Source organism: Streptomyces sp. NPDC005574 (assembly GCF_040605435.1).
Classification (GTDB): Bacteria; Actinomycetota; Actinomycetes; order Streptomycetales; family Streptomycetaceae; genus Streptomyces.
In genome coordinates, this window is the sequence record NZ_JBEXCW010000003.1 from 152,324 (window position 1) to 178,824 (window position 26,501).

The 26,501-nt window shown below is 72.2% G+C and carries 23 protein-coding genes, 1 tRNA gene and 1 pseudogene; 11 read left to right on the plus strand and 14 right to left on the minus strand.

Annotated features, from left to right (window positions below; translation table 11 throughout):
• Positions 1–100: 100 nt before the first annotated feature.
• The 5 genes from ABZT03_RS03620 to ABZT03_RS03640 are packed head-to-tail and all read left to right on the plus strand — an operon-like array spanning position 101 to position 5,779.
• Positions 101–2,953, plus strand: a complete 2,853-nt coding sequence (locus ABZT03_RS03620; RefSeq protein ID WP_356032949.1) for a nitrate- and nitrite sensing domain-containing protein — start codon at positions 101–103, stop codon at positions 2,951–2,953.
• The gene (locus ABZT03_RS03625) at positions 2,950–3,453 is read left to right on the plus strand and encodes a roadblock/LC7 domain-containing protein (protein ID WP_356032951.1); all 504 of its coding nucleotides are present in this window, start codon (positions 2,950–2,952) and stop codon (positions 3,451–3,453) included. Before ABZT03_RS03620 ends, ABZT03_RS03625 begins: the two co-directional genes overlap by 4 nt.
• Positions 3,450–3,878, plus strand: coding sequence for a DUF742 domain-containing protein (locus ABZT03_RS03630; protein ID WP_356032953.1), 429 nt, complete (start codon positions 3,450–3,452; stop codon positions 3,876–3,878). The genes ABZT03_RS03625 and ABZT03_RS03630 overlap by 4 nt, the downstream gene beginning before the upstream one ends.
• Positions 3,859–4,500 (plus strand): ATP/GTP-binding protein, encoded by a 642-nt coding sequence (locus ABZT03_RS03635; protein WP_356032955.1) that lies wholly within the window; start codon positions 3,859–3,861, stop codon positions 4,498–4,500. The genes ABZT03_RS03630 and ABZT03_RS03635 overlap by 20 nt, the downstream gene beginning before the upstream one ends.
• A 25-nt stretch (positions 4,501–4,525) precedes the next feature.
• Positions 4,526–5,779, plus strand: coding sequence for a styrene monooxygenase/indole monooxygenase family protein (locus tag ABZT03_RS03640; RefSeq protein ID WP_356032957.1), 1,254 nt, complete (start codon positions 4,526–4,528; stop codon positions 5,777–5,779).
• A gap of 171 nt (positions 5,780–5,950) precedes the next feature.
• Here the strand turns inward: ABZT03_RS03640 and ABZT03_RS03645 are convergent, their stop codons facing one another.
• From ABZT03_RS03645 to ABZT03_RS03660, 4 genes are all read right to left on the minus strand, one after another.
• Positions 5,951–7,120 carry a C40 family peptidase gene (locus tag ABZT03_RS03645; RefSeq protein WP_356032959.1) on the minus strand — a complete coding sequence of 390 codons (1,170 nt, stop codon included), beginning with the start codon at positions 7,118–7,120 and terminating at the stop codon, positions 5,951–5,953.
• A gap of 103 nt (positions 7,121–7,223) precedes the next feature.
• On the minus strand, positions 7,224–7,544 hold the full coding sequence (locus ABZT03_RS03650) for a hypothetical protein (protein ID WP_356032961.1): 321 nt from the start codon (positions 7,542–7,544) through the stop codon (positions 7,224–7,226).
• Positions 7,537–8,190: a TetR/AcrR family transcriptional regulator gene (locus ABZT03_RS03655; RefSeq protein ID WP_356032963.1), complete on the minus strand. Its 654-nt coding sequence runs from the start codon at positions 8,188–8,190 to the stop codon at positions 7,537–7,539. The genes ABZT03_RS03650 and ABZT03_RS03655 overlap by 8 nt, the downstream gene beginning before the upstream one ends.
• Positions 8,191–8,225: 35 nt before the next feature.
• Positions 8,226–9,167 (minus strand): diiron oxygenase, encoded by a 942-nt coding sequence (locus ABZT03_RS03660; RefSeq protein ID WP_356032965.1) that lies wholly within the window; start codon positions 9,165–9,167, stop codon positions 8,226–8,228.
• Between the two features lie 90 nt (positions 9,168–9,257).
• On the opposite strand from ABZT03_RS03660, the gene ABZT03_RS03665 reads away from it, so the two are divergent.
• Positions 9,258–10,367 (plus strand): ferritin-like domain-containing protein, encoded by a 1,110-nt coding sequence (locus tag ABZT03_RS03665; protein ID WP_356032967.1) that lies wholly within the window; start codon positions 9,258–9,260, stop codon positions 10,365–10,367.
• Between the two features lie 30 nt (positions 10,368–10,397).
• On the plus strand, positions 10,398–11,348 hold the full coding sequence (locus ABZT03_RS03670) for a hypothetical protein (RefSeq protein WP_356032969.1): 951 nt from the start codon (positions 10,398–10,400) through the stop codon (positions 11,346–11,348).
• Positions 11,349–11,386: 38 nt separating this feature from the next.
• Here the strand turns inward: ABZT03_RS03670 and ABZT03_RS03675 are convergent, their stop codons facing one another.
• The 7 genes from ABZT03_RS03675 to ABZT03_RS03705 all read right to left on the minus strand — a co-directional run bounded on the left by ABZT03_RS03675 (position 11,387) and on the right by ABZT03_RS03705 (position 19,012).
• Positions 11,387–11,971 carry a DUF3291 domain-containing protein gene (locus ABZT03_RS03675; protein WP_356032971.1) on the minus strand — a complete coding sequence of 195 codons (585 nt, stop codon included), beginning with the start codon at positions 11,969–11,971 and terminating at the stop codon, positions 11,387–11,389.
• A 377-nt stretch (positions 11,972–12,348) separates the two neighbouring features.
• Positions 12,349–13,806, minus strand: coding sequence for a penicillin-binding protein 2 (locus tag ABZT03_RS03680; RefSeq protein ID WP_356032973.1), 1,458 nt, complete (start codon positions 13,804–13,806; stop codon positions 12,349–12,351).
• Positions 13,803–15,173: an FtsW/RodA/SpoVE family cell cycle protein gene (locus ABZT03_RS03685; RefSeq protein ID WP_356032975.1), complete on the minus strand. Its 1,371-nt coding sequence runs from the start codon at positions 15,171–15,173 to the stop codon at positions 13,803–13,805. The genes ABZT03_RS03680 and ABZT03_RS03685 overlap by 4 nt, the downstream gene beginning before the upstream one ends.
• 43 nt (positions 15,174–15,216) lie before the next feature.
• Entirely contained in the window at positions 15,217–15,747 is a 531-nt protein-coding gene (locus ABZT03_RS03690; protein WP_356032977.1) for an SH3 domain-containing protein, read from the minus strand.
• Positions 15,748–15,844: 97 nt separating this feature from the next.
• Positions 15,845–17,494, minus strand: coding sequence for a HAMP domain-containing sensor histidine kinase (locus tag ABZT03_RS03695; RefSeq protein WP_356032979.1), 1,650 nt, complete (start codon positions 17,492–17,494; stop codon positions 15,845–15,847).
• A gap of 20 nt (positions 17,495–17,514) precedes the next feature.
• On the minus strand, positions 17,515–18,369 hold the full coding sequence (locus ABZT03_RS03700; RefSeq protein ID WP_356032981.1) for a hypothetical protein: 855 nt from the start codon (positions 18,367–18,369) through the stop codon (positions 17,515–17,517).
• Positions 18,370–18,505: 136 nt separating this feature from the next.
• Positions 18,506–19,012 carry a protein phosphatase gene (locus ABZT03_RS03705; RefSeq protein WP_356032983.1) on the minus strand — a complete coding sequence of 169 codons (507 nt, stop codon included), beginning with the start codon at positions 19,010–19,012 and terminating at the stop codon, positions 18,506–18,508.
• A gap of 98 nt (positions 19,013–19,110) precedes the next feature.
• Between ABZT03_RS03705 and ABZT03_RS03710 the strand changes: the two genes are divergently transcribed.
• Positions 19,111–19,914, plus strand: a complete 804-nt coding sequence (locus ABZT03_RS03710) for a nuclease-related domain-containing protein (RefSeq protein WP_356032985.1) — start codon at positions 19,111–19,113, stop codon at positions 19,912–19,914.
• A 173-nt stretch (positions 19,915–20,087) separates the two neighbouring features.
• Here ABZT03_RS03710 and ligD read toward each other — a convergent pair whose 3' ends face one another.
• Complete coding sequence (gene ligD / locus ABZT03_RS03715; RefSeq protein ID WP_356032987.1) at positions 20,088–20,969, minus strand: non-homologous end-joining DNA ligase; 882 nt, start codon at positions 20,967–20,969, stop codon at positions 20,088–20,090.
• 53 nt (positions 20,970–21,022) lie between these two features.
• On the opposite strand from ligD, the gene ABZT03_RS03720 reads away from it, so the two are divergent.
• The 3 genes and pseudogenes from ABZT03_RS03720 to ABZT03_RS03730 all read left to right on the plus strand — a co-directional run bounded on the left by ABZT03_RS03720 (position 21,023) and on the right by ABZT03_RS03730 (position 25,101).
• Positions 21,023–21,913: a Ku protein gene (locus ABZT03_RS03720; protein WP_356032990.1), complete on the plus strand. Its 891-nt coding sequence runs from the start codon at positions 21,023–21,025 to the stop codon at positions 21,911–21,913.
• A 465-nt stretch (positions 21,914–22,378) separates the two neighbouring features.
• A pseudogene (locus tag ABZT03_RS03725) lies at positions 22,379–24,763 on the plus strand (endonuclease/exonuclease/phosphatase family protein).
• A 113-nt stretch (positions 24,764–24,876) separates the two neighbouring features.
• Positions 24,877–25,101 (plus strand): hypothetical protein, encoded by a 225-nt coding sequence (locus ABZT03_RS03730; RefSeq protein ID WP_356032993.1) that lies wholly within the window; start codon positions 24,877–24,879, stop codon positions 25,099–25,101.
• 374 nt (positions 25,102–25,475) lie between these two features.
• On the opposite strand, the gene ABZT03_RS03735 is transcribed toward ABZT03_RS03730, so the two are convergent.
• Positions 25,476–26,096, minus strand: coding sequence for a hypothetical protein (locus ABZT03_RS03735; RefSeq protein WP_356032996.1), 621 nt, complete (start codon positions 26,094–26,096; stop codon positions 25,476–25,478).
• A gap of 304 nt (positions 26,097–26,400) precedes the next feature.
• Positions 26,401–26,472 (minus strand) — tRNA-Arg (locus ABZT03_RS03740).
• Positions 26,473–26,501 lie beyond the last annotated feature (29 nt).

Genomic DNA, 26,501 nt, shown 5'->3' on the forward strand with positions numbered 1-26,501 from the left:
AGCCGAGCCGAGCGCGGGGGAGGGCGCACGCGTGACCGGCGCCGGTTGACGCAGTGTCACGCGGGCCCATGAGTACGACGAGTCAGGAATGCGAGCACCGGTGCAGAAGACGCGGCCTCGTCGCACAGGCAAGCAGACGGCCTCCGAGGGCGGCGCGGAGCGCACCCCCGGCACCGCCGGCGCCCCGGGTGCGCCGGTCGGCAAGGGCCGCCCCACCCACGTGCGCACCCGGCTCATCCTCGCCGTCGCCGTCGTGGCCGCGGCGATCGCCGGAGCCGGCGCCCCGTCCCTCGTCGACGCCTCCGGGCGGCTGAACGACTCCCAGGACCTGGTCACCCTCGCCGGGCAGACCCAGGACGCCCTCTCGCTCGCCCACTCCCTGGCCGACGAGCGCGACGAGGTCACCTCCTACATCGCGGCCGGTCGCGCCAAGACCGAGGCGCCCTCCGAGCAGCGCAGCGCCCGCGTCGACCGACAGGTCGAGGAACTGCGCGCCGACACCGACACGCCCGCCTCGCTGCGCGCCGACCTCGACGGCATCGCAACCGTGCGCCGGGCGGCCCTCACCGGCCGCAGCAGCGCCCTCGAAGCGCACCAGGCGTACTCCGCCGCCATCACCGAACTGCACGGCCTCGCCGAACAGCTCGCCCGGCGGACACCGCCGCGGGCCGGCTCCGGCGCCTACGCGCTCGCCGAACTCGACTCCGCCGTCCAGCAGGCGGCCGCCGCCCGCGGACTGCTGCTCGCCGCCCTCAACGTGCCGCGGCGCACGCAGACCGTCATCGACCCCGCGACCGGTCTGCCCACCACCTCGACCACCTCCTCGGACGCCGACGCCAAGCAGCGCGACGCCCTCTCGGCCGCCGCCCAGCAGGCACGCCTGCGCTCCGACGCCGCCCTCGCCGACTTCCACGACACCGCGCCGCAGGCCGCCCGCGCCTCCTACGACTCCGCGGTCACCGGGCCCGAGGTCGACTCCGCCGAGAAGTACCTCGGCTCCCTCACCGACCAGCCGACCCTCTCCGACGGCGAACTCGGCACCAGCACCAAGAAGGCCGACGCGGCGCTCTCCGCCCGCGTCGACCTGATGCGCGGCGCGGAGTCCGCGCTCTTCGACCGCCGCACCAAGGAACTCGCCCAGCTGCGCGACGACGACGTGACGGCGCTGGAGATCCGCGTCGCCCTCCTCGGCGCCCTGCTGCTGTTCACGGTCGGCGTCGCCACGGCCATGGCCCGCACGCTCACCCGCCCCCTGTCCGTGCTGCGCCGCGGCTCGGCCCGGCTGGCCGGGGCGCCGGACCCCACCGCCGAGGAAGCCGTCGCTTTCACCGGCCGCAACGACGAGTTCGCCCAGGTCGTACGGTCCGTCAACGCCCTGCACGCCCACGCGGCGGCCCTGCACGAGCGCGTCGCCACGCTGGAGGCCGACCGCAAGCACCTGGTCGGCCAGCGGCAGAAGATGGCCGACGCCCGGGAGGAACTGAGCGCCGAACTCGCCGCTTCAGCCGACCAGTTGGAGCGGCTGCGCACCAGCATCGGCGGCACCTTCGTCAACCTGGCGCTGCGCACCCTGGGCCTCGTCGAGCGGCAACTCGCCGTCATCGAGGGCCTGGAGGAGCGCGAGCAGGACCCGGAGCGGCTGGCCACCCTGTTCAAGCTGGACCACTTCGCCACGGTCATGCGCCGGCACAGCGAGAACCTCCTGGTCCTGTCCGGCACCGAGCACGTCCAGCAGCACGCCGGTCCCGTCCCCCTCGTCGACGTCGTACGGGCCGCGGTCAGCGAGATCGAACGCTACGAGCGGGTCCGCATCGCCGCGCTGCCGCCGCACGCCCACGTCGCCGGGTTCGCCGCGGACGACCTGAGCCATCTGCTGGCCGAACTGATGGAGAACGCCACCTCGTTCTCCCCGCCCGACCTGCCCGTCGAGGTCTCCGGCTGGCTCCTGGAGAACGGCGAGGTCATGCTCTCCGTCCAGGACGAGGGCATCGGCATGGCCGAGGCGCGGATGAGCGCCCTCAACGCCCGCCTCGGCGAGTTCGACCCCGAGGCGCCCTACGACCAGGAGGGTGAGGAGGGGCTCGGGCTCGGCCTGTACGTGGTGGCCCGGCTCGCCCACCGGCACGGCGTCCGGGTGCAGTTGCGCGAGCAGAAGCAGGGCGGGGTCGCCGCCGTCGTCGTCCTGCCGAAGTCGCTGCTGGCGGGCGCGCCTGCCGCCGCCGTCCCGGCTGCCTCGCCCACGGCCGGCGGCACCCACAGGTTCTCCCTGCCGGGCGCCGACGCCGAGGCCAACTCACATGTGATCGGCGCCCGTTCGGCCGGGGACGACACCCTGGTCGCCCTCGCGGAGAAGGCCGTACGCACCGCGGAGGCCGCCGAGGAGAGCCCGGCCCCCGAGCCGGCACCGGCCACCGCCCGCGCCGCGATCCCGGCCGAGACGCCGGCCGAGACCACCATGGAGCTCCTGCTCCCGGCGGTCGGACCGGACGGCCTGGACGGCCCGGCCGCGAGCGACCCCACCGCACCCGCCGCACCCGCGGAACCCACCGCACCCACAGAACCCACAGAACCCACCGCACCCACAGAACCCACCGCACCCGCCGGCCTCGCCGAAGGCGCCGAGGACGAGCACCAGCGGCAGGCCCCCGGGGAGGTCGAGGAACACCAGCGTGTCCCCGACGTCCCGGAGGAGCGCGTCACCGACAAGGGACTGCCCAAGCGCACCCCGAAGATCACCGAGCAGGCGTCGGCCCCGCGTGTGCGGACCGGCTCCGTCGATGCCGAGGCGCTGCGCCGCCGCCTGGGCGGCTTCCGCCGGGGGGCGGACGCCGGATACCGCGACGTGCAGGCGGAGATCGCCGAACGCCCGGACCGCACGCCGGCGGCAGGACCAGCTGGACCCGCAGAATCCGCAGAAGTCACGGGGGGCACAGCCGAGGAGGCAAGCAGTTGACCGCGCCCAGTACCTTCGGACTGAGCAGTGAAGCCCGCAACCTGCACTGGCTGCTGACCAATCTCGTCGAGGAGGTGCCGGGCATCCAGTCCGTCGCGGTGGTCTCCTCCGACGGCCTGCTCCTGCTCTCCTCCGACCCCGGCCGCAACGCCGGGGCGCGGGAGAGGGCCGGAGAGCGGCCCACCGGGCCCCGCGGCTCCGCCGCCGACCTGGCCACCATCGTCTCCGGGATCGGCAGCCTCACCATCGGTGCCGCCCGGCTGATGGACTCCGGGCGGGTGAAGCACACCATGGTCGCGATGGAAGAGGGCAGCCTCTTCGTGATGTCGATCAGCGATGGCTCCCTGCTCGGCGTGCACGGCGCCGCGGACTGCGACATGAGCGTGGTGGCCTACCACATGGCGCTCTTCGTGGGCCGGGCCGGCCATGTGATGACGCCCGAACTCCGCAGCGAGCTACGACAATCCCTGGAGAGCGAGTCGGCGGGGGGCGCCCGATGAGCATCAGCGGCAGCACACCCGACAGGCTTCCCGTGCGCGGCGGCGACCGCAAACCGGCCCGCGTACGCCCCTACTCGCTCACCGGCGGCCGCACCCGCTTCGGGCACGTCCTGCTCGTGGAGACGTTCGTCGCGAGCACCGCCGCGCTCGAAGCAGGCGAGGAGCGCAGGGAGTTGCCCAAGGGCTCCCTCTCCAGCCGGGTCATGCCCGAGATGCGGGCCATCGTCGAACTGTGCCGCCGTATGCGCACGGTGGCCGAGATCGCCGCGCTGCTGAAGATGCCGCTCGGTGTGGTCCGCGTGCTGCTGAGCGACCTCGCGGACCAGGGAAGAATTCGTGTGTACGGCACCGGGACCGGTCACGGTACGGGCCGTCCGGACCGCGCTCTGCTGGAAAGGGTGCTGAGTGGACTCCGTCGTCTCTGACGCCGCCGCCTACGGCGTCTCCCCGCTCCTCGACGAGGAGGAGCCCGCGAGGTCCTGGCAGACGGACCGCACCCGCGCGCCCATCGCCACGAAGATCGTGGTCGCGGGCGGGTTCGGGGTCGGCAAGACCACGCTGGTGACCGCCGTCTCGGAGATCACGCCTCTGCAGACCGAGGCGCTGATGACCGAGGCGAGCGAGGACACCGACGACCTCACCGCCACCCCGGAGAAGGCGACCACCACGGTCGCCATGGACTTCGGCCGCCTCACGCTCGACGACGACCTGGTGCTCTACCTGTTCGGCACGCCGGGCCAGCAGCGGTTCTGGTTCATGTGGGACGACCTGGTGCGCGGTGCGATCGGCGCCGTCGTGCTGGCAGACACCCGCCGCCTCAAGGACTGCTTCCCGGCGCTCGACTACTTCGAGAGCTGCGGACTGCCGTACGTCGTCGCGGTCAACCACTTCGACGGCAGCGAGCGGTTCGAACCCGCGGACGTGCGGGAGGCGTTGACGATCCCCGCGCACATACCTGTAATGATCATGGATGCGCGTCGCCGGATCTCGGTGATCGAGACCCTGCTGACCCTGGTGGGCCACGCGCTCGACGCCACACCCGAGTAGTCGCACTTTAGGAGTCACCACCCGCATGCGGAAGATACTCGTCGTCGGAGCCGGTCAGTCCGGTCTCCAGCTCGCCCTCGGACTCCAGTCGCACGGGTACGAGGTCACCCTGATGTCGAACCGGACGGCGGACGAGATCCGCTCCGGCCGGGTCATGTCGACGCAGTGCATGTTCGACACGGCGCTCCAGCACGAGCGGGACCTGAAGCTGAACTTCTGGGAGTCCCAGGCCCCGAAGATCGCCGGGCTCGGCGTGTCCGTGGCGGCCCCCGGTTCGCACGACCCGGGTCCCACGCAGCGCGCGATCGACTGGGTGGGCGCGCTCGACGGGTACGCGCAGTCGGTCGACCAGCGGGTGAAGATGGCCGGCTGGATGGAGACGTTCGCGCAGCGCGGCGGGCAACTGGTCATCCACGGCGCGGCGGTCGGCGACCTCGACTACTTCTCCCGCACCTACGACCTGGTGCTGGTCTCGGCCGGCAAGGGCGAACTGGTGTCGATGTTCGGCCGGGACGCCTCGCGTTCGCCGTACGCCGAGCCGCAGCGCGCCCTGGCCGTCTCCTACGTCCACGGTCTGGGCCCGCGCCCCGAGCACCCGGAGTTCGACGCGGTCCGCTGCAACCTGGTGCCCGGCGTCGGCGAGTTGTTCGTCATGCCGACCCTCACCACCTCCGGTCGCGCGGACATCCTGTTCTGGGAGGGCATACCCGGCGGCCCGCTCGACGTCTTCAACGGCGTCAAGGACCCGGCGGAACACCTCTCCCTGACCCTGGAACTCATGGAGAAGTTCGTCCCCTGGGAGTACGCGCGGGCCACTAGGGTGGAACTGACGGACTCCGGCGGCACGTTGGCCGGCCGGTACGCGCCCACCGTCCGCAACCCGGTCGGCCGGCTGCCCGGCGGCGGCCTGGTCCTCGGGGTCGCGGACGTCGTCGTGGCGAACGACCCGATCACCGGGCAGGGTTCCAACTCGGCCTCCAAGTGCGCGGCCGCCTACCTCGCCTCGATCCTCGAACACGGGGACAGGGAGTTCGACGGCGCGTGGATGCAGGCGACCTTCGACCGCTACTGGGAGACCGCGCAGCACGTCACCAAGTGGACCAACGCCATGCTCGCGCCGCCGCCGGAGCACATCCTGAACCTGATCGGCGCGGCCGGTCAGCTCCAGCCCGTGGCCGACCGCTTCGCCAACGCGTTCAACGACCCCGCGGACTTCGAGAACTTCTTCTACGACCCCGAGAAGACGGGCGCCTACCTGGCCTCGGTCACCGCGGCCTGACCGGCGTGGGGGAGCGGGTCCGGCCGCCCGAGCGACGACGGCCCTCTTCCCCGGCCGGGCCCCTGCCCCGGACCGCCCACGAGAACCCGGCTCCCCGTGCCACCGCGGGGCCGGCTGGGACCCATGCTCCCGGCGTCGGCCCGGACCCGGCCCCTCGGCGGGACGCCACCGTCACCGCACCCAACGCCCCGCCCGTCCCGTGCCGCGCGCCCGGGGCGGCAGCTTCGGTGGACTGTAGTGCCGTAGCGGTGCCGCCTGGGGGTCCGGGCGGACGGCGCCCAGGATCGGGTTCGCGGCGATCGGGGAGACCTTGATCCGCGCGCCGGGACGCGGTGCCTGCACGACTTTCCCGCCGCCGATGTACAGCGCCACATGGGTGGCCTCGGGGAAGTAGACGACCAGGTCGCCCGGGCGCAGCTCGCTGAGCGGGATCCGCTTGAGCCGCGCCCACTGCTCCTGGCTGGTGCGCGGGACGGACCGCCCGGCGTGGTCCCAGGCCTGCGAGGTCAGCCCCGAGCAGTCGTAGGACCTCGGCCCCTCCGCGCCCCACTGGTAGGGCTTGCCGACCTGCCGTACCGCGTACCGCACGGCCCGGTCGCCCTCCCGCGACGGCTTCGGCGTACCGCCCCCCTTGCCGTCGCTCAGGTCGTCCGCCGGGTCGCCCAGCGCGCCGGAGGCGACGAGGTCCCGCTGAGCCGTGTCGACACCCTTCTCCTCGGACTCGGCCAGCGCGGCGACCTGTTCGGCGCTCAGCGAGGCGAGCAGTTCCTCGACGTCGTGCAGCCGCCCGCGCACCTCGTCCCGCTCCTTCTTCCCGCGTTCCGCGAGGGTGAGCTGGTCGTCGAGCGCCTTGCGCGCCCGGCGTGCCAGGGCGTCGGCCCGCCGCTCGCTCCCGGCCAGCCGCCCCACCGTCTCGGCCCGCTCCCGCGCCAGCTGCCCGATGACATGGCCCTCGTCGAGCGCGTGCTGCGGGTCGCGGGCGAGCAGCAGCCGGATGTACGGGGAGAGGGCGGTGCTGGTCTGGTACTGCTGCCGGACCAGCCGGCCCGCGGCCCCGCGGCTGGCGCGCAGGGAGAGCCGCGCGCGGGAGAGTTCGAGATCCAGCCGGGCGGTCTCGGCGCGGCGCTCGGTCAGCTTCTCCTCCGTGGCGTTGTACGCCTCGGTGGCCCGCTCGGCCTCCCGGTACAGACGCTGAAGGTCCGTCAGCAGCGTGGCCGTGGAGGCTTCCCCGGCGCCGGGACCGGGGCCCGGGACGGGCGCGGCCACCGCGGGCAGCGGTGCGAGAACGGTGCCGGCCGCCACCGCCGCCGTACACACCAGACGCAGGAACCTTCCTGACACGCCATCACCTCCGACGCGCAACGGACCGTCCGTTCCGCATCGCGAGCATCAAACGGGTCCGCCGGGTCCGCGCGCGGAGTGTGCGCGGTTCGGCGCAACGAGGTCACTCGTCGGTGGCTTCCGGCTTGCCGCCCGGCGTGGCGTCCGGCCTGGACCACGGCCATCTGAGCCGGCCGTCGTCGTCGCCCTCGGGGTTGTAGGCGTACTTCCATCCCCGCGGGAGGCCGAGCCGCTTGCCGAACCCGATCGGCTCACGCCGGTAGACGAGCACGGTGGGCGGGCCGCCGCCGGCGTCGGGGACGGGGATGCGGTAGGTCTTGGGCGGCTGCCCGGTCGGTCCCAGCAGCACGGGCAGTACCCGGCCGTCCATCGGGCCGCCCTCGAAGGGGGTGTCCTGACTCTTCACGGCACCAGTGTCAGCCATCCGCCGCGAGGGCCTCGACCAGCGCCGCCGTCTGCGGGTCGCGGCCCGCGGTCACCGTCAGCACGGCCACGAACTGCTCGACCAGCCAGTCCCGCAGCTCCTCGACCGGCGGCTGCTTGCCCTCGTCCAGCCAGATCAGGGACGCGGCCTCGACCGCCGTGATCCACATCCGTACGGTCATCCGCAGCAGCAGACCGGGCCCGGTGACCCGCAGATGGCTGAGGATGTGCTCGGCCGCGGCCCGCCGGACGCCGTCCACGATGGCCGTCGTCCGGGAGGTCTCCACGACGCTGCCGCCCTGGAGCAGCGCGCTGAAACCGGCGTCGTGCTGGTCGACGAAGGTGAGGTAGCGGTCCAGGGCCCGGGCCAGCCGGGGGAGCAGCGGGCCCACGCGGGGCTCGTCGAAGCAGTGCCGCAGCTCCTCGGCGGCCGAGTGCAGCGCCGCCTCGTAGAGCTGCTGCTTGCCGCCCGGGAAGTAGCGGTACACCAGCGGACGCGACACTCCGGCCGCCTCCGCCACGTCGTCCAGGGACACGTCCTCCGGCAGCCGGTGCGCGAAGAGCGACAGCGCGGAGTCCAGCAGCTGGCTGCGGCGTTCCTCGACGCTCAGGCGGCGGTAGGCGGGGGTGGCCGCGGAGGGGGTCATATGGGGCAGCGTAACCGGCCTGCCCGGGGCGCCGCCTACGCGAGCAGCCCGGACGACCTCCACAGCCGCCGCCCGGCTCCGCGCAACACCCCGATGTCGTCCAGGAAGTCGGTCAGCTTCCTCGCCCCCGACTGCATGACCTCCCGCCGGTGCCCGCTGGCCCGCACCTGTGCGACGGCCTCCCGCCGGTCGAGGCCGACGTTCGTGTAGACCTCGGGGTTGACGAACGCGACGGAGAACACCCGCGCGAACTCGCCGGACGTCACCCGGGTGAACTCCTGCGACCACCGCGGGGCCGTCACCATCTGCCGCCGCAGCTCCTCGCGGGCGTACCGCACATGGCGGGCCTCCTCGACCACGTGGATGCGGGTCACGCCCCGGACCAGGGTCTGCACCCGCTCGTCCGGGAAGGTCAGCCGCTGCATCCAGTCGAGGACCTCCTCACCGAGGAGCGTCGCCGTGAACGAGCCGGGCGTGGTGGAGATGGTCTTGAACAGCCGGCCCAGGTTCAGGTGGGCGCGGCTGACCGGGTACCAGGGGGTGTCGCCGTGCGAGATCAGCCGGGCGAACATCTTCGAGTGCCGGCACTCGTCCTCGATCTCGGTCAGCGCGTAGCGCACGTGCGCGCTCGTCGCCGCCTTGTCGTAGATGTGCCGGACGAGCAGCTGCATGAGGATCAGCTCGAACCAGATGCCGAGCGAGGCGAGCGCCGCGGCCTCGTGCTGCGAGAGCAGGATCCGCTGCTCCTCGCTCATGCGCTTCCACAGCGGGGTGTCGTACAGCGACACCAGCTCCGGCGGCCAGAACCACTTGCCCTCCTCGAAGGGCGCGTCCCAGTCGAGTTCCGTGTCCGGGTCGAAGGAGTGCTTGGCGGAGGAGACGAGCAGCCGTTCGGCCACCTGTTCGCGGTCCTTGAGCAGGCCGAGCGCGTCCCGCAGCCCGTCGAGCGCTTCGGCATCTGTGAGGGTCGTGGTCATGGCACTTATGAGACTGCCTGTCAGCAAGCTCGTCAATCCCCCGCGCGGGACTTGTTGACGAACCGTCTACCGCGTGTGAGCCTGCGAGACATGCCGACTTACGACCTGTACGCCACGGACCCGGGAGACTCTCCCTGGCAGGTGCCGGCGACCGGCGACGCCCGCTTCGACTGGGAGTACGACGACGGCCGCGACCGCCTCCTCGCCCTCTACCAGAAGGGCAAGGACAAGCAGTGGGACGGCCGGAAACGCATCGACTGGGAACTGGAGGTCGACCCCTACGACCCCCTCGGCACCCCCGACGAGGCGATGTCCCTGTACGGCACGAAGTACTGGGCGAAGTTCAGTGACCGCGACAGGGCCGAACTGCGCCGTCACTACGCCTCCTGGCAGTTCAGCCAGTTCCTGCACGGTGAGCAGGGCGCGATGATCTGCGCCGCCCGGATCGTCGAGTCGGTCCCGGACCTGGACGCGAAGTTCTACTCGGCGACCCAGACGATGGACGAGGCACGGCACGCGGAGATCTACGGCCGCTTCCTCCACGAGAAGGTCGGGATGCTCTACCCGATCAACGACAACCTGCAGGCCCTGCTCGGCGACACCCTGCGCGACTCCCGCTGGGACATGCCCTACCTCGGCATGCAGGTCCTGATCGAGGGCCTGGCGCTGGCCGCCTTCGGCATGATCCGCGACACCACCGACAAGCCCCTGCCGAAGCAGATCCTCGCCTACGTCATGCAGGACGAGGCCCGGCACGTGGCCTTCGGCCGCATGGCGCTGCGCGACTACTACAAGCAGCTGACCGACGCCGAACTGCGCGAGCGCGAGGAGTTCGTCATCGAGGGCTGCTACCTGATGCGCGACCGGCTGCGCGGGGTCGAGGTGCTGCGCAACTTCGGTATCCCGGCCGCGGAGGCCGACGAGTACAGCGAGCGGTCCGAGTTCCTCGCCCTGTTCCGCAAGCTGCTGTTCTCCCGCATCGTGCCCTGCGTCAAGGACATCGGCCTGTGGGGGAAGCGGCTCCAGCAGGCCTATGTCGACATGGGTGTCCTGGAGCTGGGCGACTCCAGTCTCGACCTGCTGATGGCCCAGGACGAGGAGATCGCCGAGCAACTCGACGCGCAGCGGTTCGCGGCGGAGGAGCGGGAGCGGGTGGCGGAGGTCGCGGAGGCGGTCGAAGCGGGCGGAACCGCTTCCTGACATATCCCTCACATGCAGTAACGTGCTGACGTGTCCACGCCTCCACCGCCCGAGAGCCCCGACGGCCGCGCGCCGCAGCACCCCTACGGCCCGCCGCCGGCCGGCAACCCGTACGGCCCGCCGCCGCCGCAGGCCCCGCACGGCGGGCAGCCGCAGCCCGGCCCGTACGGCCCGCCGCCCCAGGGCCCCCACGCCGCAGGCCCCTACGGTCCGCCGCAGGGGCCGCCCGCCGCCCCGTACGGACAGCAGCCCGCCGCGCCCTACGGCGCCCCGGCCCCGTACCCGCCGCAGCAGTACGGCGGTTGGGGCGCGCCCCCGGCGTTCCCGCCGCCTCCCAGAAAGCGCCGGGTCGGGCTCGTGCTCGGCATCGTCGGCGGAGTCGTCGGCGTGATCGTGGCCGTCGTCGTGGCGCTCGTCCTGGTCGGCTCGGCGGCGAGCGGCGGCTTCCCCGAGGCCCACTTCACCCTGAGCCTGCCGCGGACCCTGGTCGAGGGGCGCTACGAACTCACCCAGGACCTCTCGGACTCCGAGGGCCAGAAGATCAAGGACGAGGCGGACGGCGCCTGGGACGCCAAGGTCACCGGCAGCGTGGTCGGGCAGTACAGCCCCGGCGGCGACGCGACCAAGGGCACGCTGGTCGTGTCCGGCATGTACGGCCGTTTCAAGAACACCGACGAAACCCGCGACAACATGATGAAGGGCGCCGCGCAGGGCGCCGCCGCGAAGGTCGCCGTCCAGCCGAAGGACTTCCGGCCGAGCGGCTCCGGGGGCGTCACGATCACCTGCGAGGTGCTCACCCGGTCCCAGGCCGGCACGGCCCTGACCGTCCCGGTGTGCGGCTGGGCGGACGACAACACGGGTGCCTCGGTGGCCGAGGTGACCGTGGCGACGATGTCCCAGGACCCCTCCGAGGTCGACCTGGAGGCCGCCGCCGAGACGACGGCGAAGATCCGCTCCGACATGCGCAAGCCGATCGGCTGACGGACCGCCCCGCGTGGGCCCCACGGTCGCGCGGGGCGCTACGCGGGGCACCCCAGACCCCCGGGCACCGACAGGGTCACCGGCCGGGGTGCCCCCTCGGTCCCGGCCCCGCTCCCGGCTCCGGTTCCGGTCCCCGCCGCGGACGCCGCGTCGCCCGCGGCGGCCGCTCCCGGACCGAAGGACGTCCGCAGGGTGAAGGCGTACGGCGTCGGCCCGTGCGTCCGCAGGTGCAGCAGTCGTTGCTCCGCCTCGGCGACCGTCGGCCGGTGCCCCGCCGGGACCCACCACAGGGCCGTCATCGCCTCCCGCACCCGCTCGAACCACTCGCGCCGCCGGGCCAGCATCTCCCGGTGCCGCCCCTGGTACATGTAGGCGGTCAGCGCTTCGGAGTCCCGCCACACCGACATGTTGACGATGAGCCACTCGTCCCCGAACACCGCGATGTCCGTCGCGTTGCCGGCGTCGCTCTCCAGCCTCCACACGAACCCGTCGGCGGCGTCCGCGTCGGCGTTCACCGGATCGAGCGCGTCGACGAAGTCCTTCAACTGCGGTGAGTCCAGCGGGGCGTTGAGGCGGGCGAGGTTGACCTGGGCGAGTTCGTACGCGGCGGCGGGCTCAGTCATGACCGAACGGTAGGTCGGCCACCCGCCCCACGGAACCCCCCGTCTCACGGGGTGGGCGGACCGGCGAGGGAACCCGCGGCCGCGCGGGGTGGGTGGCGTCAGCCGGAATCCGCGGCCGCGCGGGGTGGTCGGCGAGAGGCCGGAGCTCTCGGGCGCGCGCGGTGGGTGGCGTCAGCCGGAATCCGCGGCCGCGCGGGGTGGCCGGCGAGAGGCGGAGCTCTCGGGCGCGCGGGGTGGGCGGCGTCAGCCGGAACCCTCGGGCGCGCGGGGTGGGTGGCGTCAGCCGGAATCCGCGGCCGCGCGGGGTGGCCGGCGAGAGGCGGAGCTCTCGGGCGCGCGAGGAGGCCCGCGTCAGGCGAGTCCTCCCCTTCCGGCGCTCACCGGTCGAGCACCGCCTCCATCACCGCCCGTGCGATCGGCGCCGCCACCCCGTTCCCGCTGATCTCCCCCCGGTCCGCCGAACCGTCCTCCACGACCACCGCCACCGCCACCTCCGGCTCCGTGTCGCCCTCCCCCTGCGCCCAGGACACGAACCAGGCGTACGGGACACCGGCGTTGCCGATGCCGTGCTGGGCGGTGCCCGTCTTGCCGCCGACCCGCGCGCCGGGGATCGCCGCGTTGCCGCCGGTGCCCTCCCGCACCACGCCCTCCATCAGCTCCCTCATCCGCGCCGCGGTCGACTCCCGCATCACCTGACGCGCGGGGCGCGAGCCGGCCGTGGTGAGGGTGGCTCCGGAGTCGGTGGTGGTCCGCTCCACCAGGTACGGGGTCCGCAGCTCCCCGCCGTTCGCGACGGCCGCCGACACCATCGCCATCTGCAGCGGGGTGGCCCGCGTGTTGTACTGCCCGATCGACGACAGGGCGAGCTGCGCCCTGTCCACCGAGGTGTCGAAGGTGCTGGGCGCCACGGAGAACGGGATGCGCAGCGCCGTGTCGTTGAAGCCGAAGTTCCGCGCGGTGGACGTCATCCCGGCCACGCCCACGTCGACGCCCAGCTTCGCGAACACCGTGTTGCACGACCACTCGAACGCGGCCCGGAGCGGCGCGTCCTCGCACCCGTCACCCTCGTTCGTCAGCGAGGTGGTCGTCCCGGGCAGCGTGTAGGGGGTGGGGGAGCGGGTCGGCTCGTCGAGATCGGTGATCACCCCCGCGTCCAGCGCGGCCGCCGCGGTGACCACCTTGAACGTCGAACCCGGCGGATAGGTCTGCCGTACCGCCCGGTTGAGCATCGGCTTGTCCCGGTCGCCGATCAGCCGCGCCCAGGACCGCTGCGCCGCCGCACCGTTTCCGGACAGCGCGGCCGGGTCGTACGACGGCGTCGACACCAGCGCCAGGATCCTCCCGGTCGACGGCTCGATCGCCGCCACCGCGCCCTTCCGCGCCCCCAGTCCCTGGTAGGCCGCCTGCTGCGCCCCCCGGTCGAGGGTGGTGACCACGTCACCGCCGGTGCCCGGTGCGCGGGTCAGGTCGTGCCACAGGGGGAACGGCGAGAGCATCGGGTCGCGGCCCGACAGCACCGGGTCCTCGGCGTGCTCCAGGAACGTCGTGCCGTACAGCTGGGAGGCGAAGCCGGTCACGGGTGCGTACAGCGGGCCGTTCTCGTACGACCGCTCGTAGCGGAGCTGTCCGCCGCTGTCCCGCGAGCCGGTCACCGGCCGGCCGCCGACCAGGATGTCCCCGCGCGGCTGCTGGTAACGGGCGATGGTGGGGCGGCGGTTCGCGGGGTTGTCGTCGTACGACCCGGCCCGGACGACCTGGACGCGGGCCGCGTTCGCCAGCAGCGCGGCGAGCAGCAGGGCGCAGAAGAGGGCCGCGTGGCGGATGTACCTCGTCATGGGGCGGCCTCCCCCTCGTACTGACCGCGCGCCGAGTCGCTCACCCGGATCAGCAGCGCCACGATCGCCCAGTTGGTCACCACCGACGAGCCGCCCTGCGCGAGGAACGGCATCGCCATGCCCGTCAGCGGGATCAGCCCGGTCACCCCGCCCGCGATCACGAACACCTGGAGCGCGAGGATCGAGGCCAGTCCCACCGCGAGCAGCCGGCCGAACGGGTCGCGCTGGGCCAGGCCCGCGCGATAACCGCGCTCCACCAGCAGGCCGTACAACAGGAAGATCGCGGACAGGCCCGCCAGACCCAGCTCCTCGCCCGCGGTCGCCAGGACGAAGTCCGACTTCGCCGCGAAGCCGATGAGGATCGAGTGGCCAAGGCCGAGACCGGTGCCGAGGATGCCGCCGGCGGCGAACGAGAACAGCGACTGCGCCAGCTGGTTGGGGCCCTGGCCCGCCTCGATCGACGCGAACGGGTGCAGCCAGTCCTCGACCCTGCTGTGCACGTGCGGTTCCAGCCAGCCGACGGCGACCGCCCCCAGCGCCGCCAGCAGCAGACCGACCGCGATCCAGTCGGTGCGGCCGGTGGCGACGTAGAGCAGGACGACGAACAGGCCGAAGAACAGCAGCGAGGTGCCGAGATCCCGCTCCAGGACCAGGACGCCGACGCTCAGCAGCCAGATGGTGACGATCGGGCCGAGCACCCGCCCGGTGGGCAGCTGGAGCCTGCGGAACCTCCGGGCACGGCGGCCCGCGTACGCCAGCGCGTTGCGGTTGGCGGCCAGGTAGGCGGCGAAGAACACCGCCAGCAGCACCTTCGCGAACTCGCCGGGCTGGATGGAGAATCCGGCGATCCGCACCCAGATACGGGCGCCGTTGACGGCCGGGAACAGGATCGGCAGGGCCAGCAGGCCGAGGGCCGCGACCACCGAGACGTATGCGTAGCGCTGGAGCAGCCGGTGGTCCCGCAGCAGGACGACCACCAGGATGAACAGCGCCACGCCGACCGTGGACCACACCAGTTGCGTGGGCGCCGCCCGGTCGCCCGGCGTCTCCAGGTCGAGCCGGTAGATCAGGACCAGGCCGAGGCCGTTGAGCAGCACCCCGATCGGCAGCAGCAGCGGATCGGCGTCGGGGGCGCGCAGCCGCACCGCGCAGTGCGCCACCAGCGCGAGCACGCCGAGCCCGGCGCCGTAACCGGCGGCGCCGGGCGGGACGGTGCCGTGCTGGGCGAGGCCGACCGCGCAGTAGCCGTACACGCTGAGCAGGACGGCGAGGACGATGAGGGCCAGCTCGATGCCGCGGCGCCGGGGGAGGCGTACCGCCGGAGCGGGTGGACGCGCCTGTGCCACGGTGGTTCCGGCATTGATCATGTCCGGAACCTACCCATTCGGGCCGTGTTGTCCATCGGTGTCATCAGCACCAGCGTGGCGCGGCGCCGATGTTGTCGATGTAGCGCGCCGAACCCCAGGCCCAGGTGCCGTCCGTCAGGAGGTACCAGAGGCGGTTGCCGTCGACGTTCTGGCCGCCCGTCTTGCAGAAGATCGAGACGATCTCCCCGCGGTGGGCGTACCGGATGATCTGGCCGCCGCGGTTCGGCGCCGCGCGCAGCGCCAGGGTGCTCGCGGTGACCCGGCCCCGGTACAGGCGCTGGTTGTTCGGGTTGCCGTGCTGGTTCCCGTCGCCGCCGCCCTGGGCCTGCGTGCCCTGGGAGTCGGCGCCCTGGTTCCACGTGGTGCCGCTCTGGGTGCCGGTGGCCTGGGTCTCGCCACCCTGGCTCCAGGTGCCGCCCTGCTGGGTGGCGGCGGTGGCGCTCTGGCCGGTGCCCGGGTCGCCGCCGTCCCCCCCTCCGTCCGCGACGGCGGGGACGGCCGCGGCCGCGGTGAGCAGACCGGCGACGGCTGCCGTCATGGCGATACGGCGGGGGAGGGAGGAACGCAGGGACATGGGAGTACCTCCATGAGGGGGCAGATGTGCCGTAGGCCCCGAAGGTCTCGGAACCTGACCAATCGCCACATTAGGAGCGCGCTTCGGGCCGCGCCCGTCACACTGCGCCATCGGGGAGCGCCGGCCCACCGGGCCTCCCCTGAGGCAGCGTCAGCGTGGCGCACGCCCCGCCGTCCGGCGCGTTCGCGAACTCCAGCCGGGCGCCGAGCACTTCCGCCTGGCCGAGCGCGATCGTCAGCCCGAGCCCGTGCCCCCTGGCCCCGCCCTCGGTGCGGAACCGCTGCGGACCGTGCTCGACCAGGTAGTCCGGATAGCCGTCCCCGTGGTCCCGCACGGTCACCACCGGCCCGTCCACCGTCAGCACCACCGGCCCCTGGCCGTGCCGGTGCGCGTTCGAGACGAGGTTGCCGAGCACCCGCTCCAGGCGCCGCCGGTCGGTCTCCACGAGGACGTCACGGAGGACGGTGACTGTGGTGGTGGCCGCGTCCGTGGTGGTCGCGTCCGTGGTGGTCGTGTCCGTGGTGGTGGCCGTGCCCGTGGTGGTTGTGTCCGCGGCAGGGGCAGGGGCAGGGGCAGGGGCGGGGGCGGGGGCGCTGTCCTCGGCCGGGGGGCCGGGGGCGGTCGCCGCGGGCCGGGTGCCGGGGCCGCTGTCGGTGGGAGCGGTGCCGCCGTCCGTGGGAGCGGTGCCGGGGGCGGCGACCGGGGTGGCCGCGGTGCCGGTGGGGGTGGCAGGGGTACCGGTGGTGGTGGCCGCGGTACCCGCGGGGGCGGCAGTTGTGCCGGTGGGGGCGGCCGTACCCGACGCCCGGACCACCCGCTCGGCCAGCGCCCCCAGCGGTTCCGAGTCCAGCTCCAGGCGCTCCCGCCCGGTGTCGAGCCGCGAGATCTCCAGCAGGTCCTCGGTGAGCGTGCGCAGTGCGGCCACCCGGTCCCGCACCAGCTCGGTCGGCCGGCCCGCCGGCAGCAGCTCGGCCGCCGCGTGCAACCCGGTCAGCGGGGTGCGCAGCTCGTGCGCCACGTCCGCGGTGAACCGCTGCTCGCTCTGCAGCTTGCCCTGCAGCGAGGCCGCCATCGAGTCCAGTGCGGCGGCCACGGCGGCCACCTCGTCCTGCCCCCGGTCGGTGTGCTTCGTACGGGGATCACCCACCCGCGCGTCCAGGTCGCCGGCGCTGATCCGCCGGGCCACCTGGGCCGTGGTGTGCAGCCGCCGTGTCACCCGGGTCACCGCGAACGCGCCCACCAGCAGCGTCGCCCCGATCGCCAGGGCCGACGACCACACGATCGCCCGGTCGAGGCCGTCGATCGTGCTCTTGCCCTGCGCGTAGTCGACCTGCACGGCGAGGGCGCGCCCACCGTCGACCGGGCCCGCCGCCCACATCGTGGGGCGCCCGAGGTGCTCGCTCACCATCGTGCCGCGCTCTCCGGCCGCGGCCAGCCTCCGCAGGGGCGCGGGCAGACCGGGCGGATCGACACCGGTGCCCGGCGCGAGGGTGTCCCCGGCCTCGTACGCCGCCGTCGCCTCCGTCAGCCGGCCGAGGGCCAGGTCGCGGGCCTGCCCGACCGTCTGGTTCGTGACCGAGACGTGCACGAGGACGCCGAGCAGGGCGGCGAGCGCGCAGCACATCACGGTGATGAAGGCGGCGGACTTGGCGGCGAGGGTCCCGGCCCACCGGGGGAGGGCGAACCGCGCGCGTCCCGCCGTACGCCGCGCGGACCCTGCCAGGGGATGCCTCGCCGTACGCCGCACGGGCCCTCTCGTGGGATGCCTCACGGGGTGCTCGCCGAAGGCGACGGGAACGGCGGCGAGGACGTGGTCGGGGACGGCGGGAGGGACGGCGACGAAGACGTGGTCGGGGACGGCGAGAGGGAGGGAGCGGCCGTGGAGGCGCGGCGCTCGGCGTGCTTCCCGTCCCCGGTGCGCAGCATCTCGTCGTGCGTCAGCAGCATCAGCCGCTGCTCGGGGTCCCAGGTCCACTGGAACCGGTACTCGTAGGCCGGGATGTCGGACGGTGAGCGGATGATCACCGACCGGCCCGCCAGTTCGACCCCGGTGACGGCGTCGTCGTTGGACATCACCTGGACCAGCCGTCCCGACCGGACCGTGTAGACCCGCACGGCCGTCTGGTTGCCGGGCAGCAGCCGGAAACCCAGCGTCAGGTCGTCCCGCCCGTCACCGGTGAGGTCGCGGTAGTACGCCCGGAGAACGGGACACCCACGGCCACTCGCGCCGGTACCGGGTGTGGCCCCCTCGGCCGCCGCCCCGCCCCCGGTCGCCGTCCCGCCGCAGTCGTCCATCCGGCGGACCGTCTCGCGGTAGGTCGCCTTGGGGCCGGTGTACGCGGCCGGGTGCCGGCGGATCTCCGCGCGGACGACATCCACCGGATCCACCCGGTGGATGTCGTCGCCGGGGGCGGTGACGCCCCGCACGAGTTCGGAGTCCCCGTCCTCGTAGTCCCAGGCGGGGCTGGAGGCGGGCCGCAGATCGGGCCACAGCTTGTCGGGACCGGTCGCAGTCGGGGTGGCACCGGCCGCGTGCAGCCCGCCGCCGTCGCCGCAGCCCACGGCGCCGGCCAGCAGGACGGCGGCCGCGGCGGCGGCGCGGACGAGGTGGCGGGGCGGCACGGTGCTCCTGAGGTGACTGGGCAGGGGGCTGGGCCATGGCGGCCTCGCACACCTTATTCGTACGGACGTCCTTTTTGCCTTGCGGACCGCCTCCCCGGGCGAACCGCCCCAGGACCGCGAGGAAACGATTGCTCGCCTACTCGGTGAGCTCCTCCAGGAGCCGGGCCGTCGCCAGCCCCGTCCGCAGGTACTCGACGAAGAGCTCGTTGTGCAGTGCCCAGGGCGAGCGGCGGGCCCGGATCAGCCGGATCGCCTCGTCGCCGGAATGTCCCCGGCGGACCAGCGCGTGCGCGACGACCAGGCCGGAACGGTTGTACCCGTGGTAGCAGCGCACGAGGACCTCGCGGCCGTCGTCCAGCGCGTCGCACGCTGTCTGCGCCAGCCGGATCACGCCCGCGAGCTGCGTCCCGTCCAGCGGGCCGTCCGGAATCGGCCACACATGGTGCTCGACGCCCGGGTCGGGCCCGTGCCCGGGAAGCCTCAGCAGGGTGAGCACCAGATCGAACTGGTCCCGTACGACCGCGAACTCGACCTGTCCCGGAGGCACCCTGAACTCGTGCCCGCCCATCCACAGCCCCGGCACGATCTCGCTCCACGGGCTGTCCGGAGGCGGTACGTCGGACTGCTTCCCGCGCGTCCGCAAGGGTGCCTCCCCGGGGGCCGGCCAACTCCTCACAAAGGTAGCCGGGTTCTTGCCCCCGGAGCACCCCGCCTGTTCCCATGGTCGTGGGGTGATGGTGCATGAACCAGCTGCGCGTCATACCGACCTGGCGACACGGCCAGGAACGGCTGTACGTCTGTCTCCAGGACGGCAGGAACATCGCCTGGTACGACCGTGAGGCCGCCCGGGTCAACCTGCTGAGCGAGGACCGCCGCGACGACGTCCTGGAAGCCCTGGGGCCCTTCCTCACGGGCCAGGTCGCGGTGGGCCCGCCCCCCGTCCCGACCCCGGCGGAGCTCGCCCGCCTCTCCCTCCACCCCGACGACGACCTGGCGCCCAACCGCCCGGGCGAGGCCCTCCAGGTCGCCCTGGACCGCGACCCGGGCCCGCCGCACCGGCTGCGCCCCGACCCCCGCCGCCGCGCCCTGTCGGCGGAACAGACGGTGGGGGAGATGCTGGACCACCTGGACGGCGCCGGCTGGCACGCCCTGCACTCCGTCCCGCTCCCCGGCGGCGACCGCATCCACCACCTGGTGATCGGCCCCGGCGGCCTCTTCGCCATCCACACGCTGTACGCCCACAAGTCCCGGGTGACCGTCGCCGACCCCGTGGTCGCGCTCAGCCGCCGGGACACGAGCCCGGTGCTGCGCCGCGTCCGCGCCGACGCCGACCGGGCCTCCTACGCCCTCACGGCCGAGGTCCACCCGGTCCTCGCCCTGGTCGGCCCCGCGAACGTCACGATCACCACCGAACCGCGCGACGTCCGCGTCCTGACGGACACCGGCATCGCGACCCTGGCGAGACTCGGCGGAGTCCTCAAACCGGCAGACGTGGAATCCCTCCACGCAGCGGCCCGCGACCGGCAGACGTGGGGGCGGGTTTGAGGGGGATGGGGGATGCCGGGTCGGCGTATCCAGCCCGTCCGGCGTTTGAGGACGAGGCCCGGAGGGCCGATGGGGGTCCGGGGGCGCAGCCCCTGGAGGGTGACCGCCCCCACGTCCACTACCTCACCCCGATAGGGCACCGCACCCCGGCAGGGCCCCGCCCCGCCCCCACCTCACGGCAACGGCCCCCCACCCTCGGGATCGAGCAACGCCCCCAACAGGTCCCCGAACTCCTCCACGCGACCCGCGATGTCCTCCGCCCGGAACGCCAGCCGCCCAGGCACCTCGCACCCCTCGACCTCACCCCACGTCACCGGCGCCGACACCCACGGCTCGGCCCGCGCCCGCAGCGTGTAGGGCGTCGCGGTCGTCTTGCGGCCGGCGTTCTGACTCCAGTCGACGAACACCTTCCCGGGCCGCAGGCTCCGCGTCATGCGGTGGACGACGAGGTCGGGCATGGCCTTCTCCGCCTCCACGGCGAGTTCCTTCGCGTACTCGGTGGTCCGCTCGGAGGACGCCCCACGCACCGCCGCCAGCAGATGCAGCCCCTTCGACCCGGAGGTCTTGGCGTACGCCTCGATCCCGTCCGCCGCCAGCCGCTCCCGCAGCCACAGGGCGACCCGGCAGCAGTCCACGACGGTGGCCGGCGGCCCGGGGTCGAGGTCGAAGACGATCCGGTCGGCCTGGCCAGGCGCGTCGATGACCCATTGGTGCGTGTGGAACTCGGTGACCAGGTTCGCGGCCCACATCAGGCTCGGCAGATCCTGCACGAGCACCATCCGGGCCGGCCCCTCCGACCGGGGCACCTCGACGGTGGTGACCCAGTCGGGCGTACCCGGCGGAACGTTCTTGGCGAAGAAGACCTGCCCGCCGGGCCCGTCCGGATACCGCAGGAACGACACCGGCCGGTCCCGCAGATGCGGCAGCAGCACGCCGGCCGTGGTCGCGTAGTAGTGCAGCAGCTCACCCTTGGTGAACCCGGTCGCGGGATACAGCACCTTGTCCAGGTTGCTGAGCGCGAGCCGCCGTCCCTCCACCTCTGTGATCGGCATCATACGATGAGAATCCCACGCATACGCTGACAGAACGGCGGAAACCGATCGAAAGGGTGCGGCACGTGCGATCCATCTGGAACGGCGCCATCTCGTTCGGCCTGGTCAGCATCCCCGTCAAGCTGATGAACGCCACGGAGAGCCATTCGATCTCGTTCCGCCAGATCCACCTGGAGGACGGCGGCCGCGTCCGCTACCGAAAGGTCTGCGAGCTGGAGGACCGCGAGGTCAGCGGGTCGGAGATCGGCAAGGCGTACGAGGACGCCGACGGCACGGTCATCCCGATCACGGACGACGACCTGGCCCACCTGCCGCTCCCGACGGCGAAGACGATCGAGATCGTGGCGTTCGTGCCGGCCGACCGGATCGACCCGCTGCAGATGGACACCGCGTACTACCTCGCGATGGGAAGCGCGCCCGCGGCGAAGCCGTACACCCTGCTGCGGGAGGCGCTGAAGCGCAGCGAGAAGGTGGCGGTGGCGAAATTCGCCCTGCGGGGACGGGAACGCCTCGGCATGCTCCGGGTGGTCGACGACGCCATCGTCCTGCACGGCCTGCTCTGGCCGGACGAGGTCCGCCCCCCGCAGGGCGTGGCGCCCGACGCGAAGGTCACGGTCAACAACAAGGAACTCGACCTCGCGGACGCCCTCATGGACACCCTCGGCGAGATCGACCTCGACGACCTGCACGACGAATACCGCGAGGCCCTGGAAGAAGTGGTCGCCGCGAAAGCCGCCGGTGAATCCCCACCGGAAGCCCCCCACCCCCCGGAGGGCGGCAAGGTCCTGGACCTGACGGCAGCCTTGGAAAAAAGCGTCCAGGCGGCCAGAAAATCAAAATCCCCAGAAACCCAGGCCGAAATAAGGAACCTCCCCCAACCAGCAAAGAAATCCACCGCCCAAAAAAGAACCAAAAAATCCCCCTCCCCCCACCACCACCCCGCCTGACTCACGCTCAGGGGCACGGGAACTGCGCAAAACCCAAACGATCCGGCACCCACTCACGCACCGGAGCCACGATTCTCCCCAGGGGCGCGGGGAACTGCGCAAAAACAACAACGAGCCCGCACAGGCTCACGCCCCGAGCCACAACCCCCTCAGGGGGCGCGGGGAACTGCGCAAAACCCCAACGAACCCGCACTGTTCACCCCCGCAGGCCCCACCCCCACCCCCACCCCCAAACCCCGCAGGACACCCACCGGTTGCCACGATTTAACGTCCGCCCCCTAGGTGACCCGACCTCTACGCGCGTAACTTGAGCCGACCCCCAGGCAATGGTGAAGCCCGTCCCCGACGGCGCACGCCCGTACGCCCCGAGCCCCGCGCCGGACGTACCCGAGGTACGAGGAGACCGCCAGCGTGTCCACCCCCGCAGACGACAGACCCCGCGCGCGCCGAGCCACCTACCCCCTCATCTCCCTCGGCGCGGCCGGCGCCCTCGCCCTCACCGCCCTCCCCACCGCCTACGCCGCCCCCTCGACCACCGCGGTGATCACCGAGGCGTACGGCGGCGGAGGCAACTCGGGAGCCACCCTGACCAGGGACTTCGTGGAACTCGGCAACGCCGGTTCCGCCGCCTACGACCTGTCGGGCTACAGCGTGCAGTACCTGCCGGGTACACCGTCCGCCGGCTCCCTCTGGCAGGTGACCCCCCTCAGCGGAACGATCGCCCCCGGCGCCCGCTACCTCGTCGCGGAAGGCGCGGGCGCGGGCGGCACGACGGCGCTCCCGACCCCCGACGCGAGCGGTTCGGTCGCGATGAGCGCCACGTCCGGCACCGTCGCCCTGGTCACCGGCACCACCGCGCTGACCTGCAAGACGGCGGCGGACTGCGCGGCGGACAGCCGCATCGTCGACCTCGCGGGCTACGGCAGCGCGGTGGTCCGCGAGGGCGGCGGCCCGGCCACCGGCGCCTCGAACACGTCCTCCGTGTCGCGGGCGCCGTCCCTGGCCGACACCGACGACAACGCGGCGGACTTCACCGCAGGCCCACCGTCCCCCGTCAACTCGGCCGGTCAGACGCCGGGTTCGGGTGACGAAGGCGGGGACGGCGGCGGTGGCACCGACCCCGGCACGGTCCGCGTCCACGACATCCAGGGCGGAACCCGCCTCTCCCCGTACGCCGGCCGGACGGTCACCCGTGTCCCCGGCATCGTCACGGGCGTCCGTACGAGCGGCTCCCTCGGGTACTGGATCCAGGACCCGCAGCCCGACACCGACCCCCGTACCAGCGAGGGCGTCTTCGTCTACACCGGTTCCACCGCCCCCACCGTGGCGGTCGGCGACTCGGTTCTGGTCTCCGGCAAGGTCAGCGAGTACTACCCGAGCAGCACCAGCCAGTCCGCCACCGAGATCACCGCCCCTACGGCGACCGTCCTGTCCGGGGGCAACACGCTCCCCGCGGCCGAGACCCTGGACGCCATCACGGTCCCGGACGCCTACATCCCGACGGCGGCCGGTGCGGGCGTGGAGTCCCTCGCCCTCCAACCGGCCGTCTACGCCCAGGACTTCTTCGAGTCGCTGGAAGGCATGAGGGTGACCTTCACGGACGCCCGCGTGGTCGGCGCGACGGACACGTACGGCGAGCTGTGGGTCACGGTGAAGCCGGGGGAGAACACGACGGCGCGCGGCGGCACCCTGTACTCCTCCTACGACCAGCCCAACACGGGCCGTATCGAGGTGATGTCGCTGGACAAGGCTGCCCCCTTCCCCGTGGCGAACGTCGGCGACGACCTGACCGGCCCGACCACCGGCCCCCTCGACTACTCCACCTACGGCGGCTACAACGTCCAGGCCACCCAGCTCGGCACCCTCGTGGACAACGGCCTGAAGCGGGAGGTGACCCGCAGGCAGAAGGGCGACGAGCTCGCGGTCGCCACGTACAACGTGGAGAACCTGGACGCGCTCGACGACCAGGAGAAGTTCGACCGTCTCGCCGAGGGCGTCGCCGTCAACCTCAACTCGCCCGACGTCGTGGCCCTGGAGGAGATCCAGGACGACAACGGCGCGGTGAACGACGGCACGGTGACCGCGGAGGCGACCCTCAGGCGCTTCGCCGACGCCATCCGCGCGGCCGGCGGCCCGAGTTACACCTGGCGCTACGTCGCCCCCGAGAACGACAAGGACGGCGGCGAGCCCGGCGGCAACATCCGCCAGGTCTTCCTCTTCAACCCCAAGCGGGTCTCCTTCACCGACCGTTCGGCCGGCGACGCGACGACGGCCACCAGCGTGGAGAAGACCCGCAAGGGAGTCCAGCTCACCCACTCCCCGGGCCGCATCGACCCGACGAGCGACGCGTGGACCAGCAGCCGTAAGCCCCTGGTCGGCGAGTTCACCTTCCACGGCCGGCAGGTCTTCGTGATCGCCAACCACTTCACGTCGAAGGGCGGCGACCAGCCCCTGCACGGCCGCTACCAGCCGCCGGCCCGCAGCTCGGAAACCCAGCGCGCGTAGCAGGCGGCCGAGGTCAACACCTTCGTGAAGACACTCCTGGCCGCCGACAGGAACGCCAAGGCGGTCGTACTGGGCGACCTCAACGACTACGAGTTCTCCCCGACGCTCACCGCCCTCACCGCCGCCCGGGTCCTCAAGCCGCTGATCACCACACTCCCGGCCGCCGAGCGCTACACCTACGTCTACGACGGCAACTCCCAGACCCTGGACCACATCCTGACGACCCCGTCGATCACGTCGCTCGACTACGACGTGGTCCACATCAACGCGGAGTTCGCCGACCAGGCGAGCGACCACGACCCGCAGATAGTCCGGATCGACGTGTCGAAGTGCCGCAACCACTGAGAACACAACGCCGAAGCGGGCGCCCACGTCCACCTGACCGACCCGGGCGCACCTGACTTCGGCCGGCCCCGTAGTCTCGTCCCTTTCGATCACGAGGACGGGGGCGTCGCACGATGGCGAAGCCGGTACGAGCAGCACTGGGGGACGTCTGGCTCACCTGCCAGGTCTGCAAGGGAGACCGGTTCCGGGAGCGGGGCGTCCTGCTCAACAGCACGGGCATGGAGTTCATGAAACTGGCCTGGGCCGACGAGAACGCCACCGGCCTGATCTGCTGGCAATGCGGCTACGTCCACCTCTTCGTCAACAAAAACATAAAGCTATACAAAGCAGACAAATAGCCGACGCCAACTTCCGGCCACTCGCCCACACGGACGCTGTCAGCTCACAGCACCCGCTTCCGGATGAAGGCTGGACCCCGCTTCGGAGCGAGCTTCTCAGCAACATCTGCGCCGAGCCGAAACCGCGACCGCCCGACAGCGGTTTCACCTTTGGCGAAGAGCGCAGCTTCCGATTCTCGCTACCCCTCGGACGAGCACGTCGAGCCGGCGCTGTCGGCGTCCTGCTGACCCGCTGAGCGAAGTGCCTCGACGGACGGCAGGACGTCGCCAACTGGCGTATCGAGGACCTGCTGCGCGAATACGAGTGACAGGACCTGATCATTTCCGAGGCCCCTGAGCGTTCTGGCCAGGGGCCTCGGGGTTCGGACTATGCGCTATGCAGATCGGTTGGCGTGCGTCTGCTCTGAGTTGAGTTGACGTTCAAGGCTTTTCCGCTCAGTGTCGAGGACGGTGAGACCCCGCATGCGAGAGCGCTCGAAGTCGGGTTTTACCTCGACACCGAGGTCATGTCGCAAAGTGACCCGCAGTAGATACACGCCGTCGGACAGCGGACCGCTGAACCAGGTATTTGCCCGACTGTATGCGACTTCTGAACCGGGGCCGCTCGGCAACCGTTTTACAACGGTGTACCCGGCGCCCAAGGCCCGGTTAAGGGTCGAGGTCACCTCCAGGACGTCCTTCGTCAGTGCCATCTGTGCCTGAGAATATTCGTCTGCCCAGGCCTCTTTGGCGGCGTCGAGGACGGATGAATCGATGGTTTCACCTCGCTCGGCTGCTCGGACTGCATCTCTGGCAGCTACTCGATAGGCGCGAGCCGTGGTGTTCAGACGGGCATAGAGATCACGTCTTGCCTGCTGCACTCCGTCGTCGCGTTCCTGCACCCGTTGTTGATCAGCGCGCCTTTCGCGCTTCTGGCTGGCGAACTCGTTGAACATCGCCCCACCCAGAGTTCCTCCAGCGGTGATCAGCCCAACAGCCAGAGTGGTCACGTCCATGAGTCCCCCAACTCGTCTCTTCATCCGCCTTGAGCCAGCGTTTGTAGGCAGCTCGACAGCCCGCCTCCGCCAGCCCGATGTCCCCTCCGCGGCGGCCCCCAGGGCCAGCACGACGATAGCGAGGAGCCGGCCTACTCGACTCGGATCAGACTCACTACTTGCGGGAACGCTCCAAGATCCCGTCGACCCCTCGCCCACAGACCGGACATGGAGCCGCTTCGGGCTGCATCCGCCTGCACATACGCGAAGACCCCGGCCTCAGCGTTTCCGCTGGTGACGGGGTCTTTGGGCACCTCATGAGGGGTGCCCCCGGCAGGATTCGAACCTGCGCACACGGCTCCGGAGGCCGTTGCTCTATCCCCTGAGCTACGGGGGCGTGTCGGTCGCGGTGTTCGCGGCGACGGG

What these genes read in the sequence shown, in the direction of transcription:
- ABZT03_RS03630 (WP_356032953.1), top strand. Translation starts at nt 3,450, where the DNA reads ATGAGCATCAGCGGCAGCACACCCGACAGGCTTCCCGTGCGCGGCGGC.
- ABZT03_RS03640 (WP_356032957.1), top strand. Translation starts at nt 4,526, where the DNA reads ATGCGGAAGATACTCGTCGTCGGAGCCGGTCAGTCCGGTCTCCAGCTC.
- ABZT03_RS03650 (WP_356032961.1), bottom strand. Translation starts at nt 7,544, where the DNA reads ATGGCTGACACTGGTGCCGTGAAGAGTCAGGACACCCCCTTCGAGGGC.
- ABZT03_RS03655 (WP_356032963.1), bottom strand. Translation starts at nt 8,190, where the DNA reads ATGACCCCCTCCGCGGCCACCCCCGCCTACCGCCGCCTGAGCGTCGAG.
- ABZT03_RS03660 (WP_356032965.1), bottom strand. Translation starts at nt 9,167, where the DNA reads ATGACCACGACCCTCACAGATGCCGAAGCGCTCGACGGGCTGCGGGAC.
- ABZT03_RS03665 (WP_356032967.1), top strand. Translation starts at nt 9,258, where the DNA reads ATGCCGACTTACGACCTGTACGCCACGGACCCGGGAGACTCTCCCTGG.
- ABZT03_RS03675 (WP_356032971.1), bottom strand. Translation starts at nt 11,971, where the DNA reads ATGACTGAGCCCGCCGCCGCGTACGAACTCGCCCAGGTCAACCTCGCC.
- ABZT03_RS03680 (WP_356032973.1), bottom strand. Translation starts at nt 13,806, where the DNA reads ATGACGAGGTACATCCGCCACGCGGCCCTCTTCTGCGCCCTGCTGCTC.
- ABZT03_RS03685 (WP_356032975.1), bottom strand. Translation starts at nt 15,173, where the DNA reads ATGATCAATGCCGGAACCACCGTGGCACAGGCGCGTCCACCCGCTCCG.
- ABZT03_RS03690 (WP_356032977.1), bottom strand. Translation starts at nt 15,747, where the DNA reads ATGTCCCTGCGTTCCTCCCTCCCCCGCCGTATCGCCATGACGGCAGCC.
- ABZT03_RS03710 (WP_356032985.1), top strand. Translation starts at nt 19,111, where the DNA reads ATGAACCAGCTGCGCGTCATACCGACCTGGCGACACGGCCAGGAACGG.
- ligD (WP_356032987.1), bottom strand. Translation starts at nt 20,969, where the DNA reads ATGATGCCGATCACAGAGGTGGAGGGACGGCGGCTCGCGCTCAGCAAC.
- ABZT03_RS03730 (WP_356032993.1), top strand. Translation starts at nt 24,877, where the DNA reads ATGGCGAAGCCGGTACGAGCAGCACTGGGGGACGTCTGGCTCACCTGC.
- ABZT03_RS03735 (WP_356032996.1), bottom strand. Translation starts at nt 26,096, where the DNA reads ATGGACGTGACCACTCTGGCTGTTGGGCTGATCACCGCTGGAGGAACT.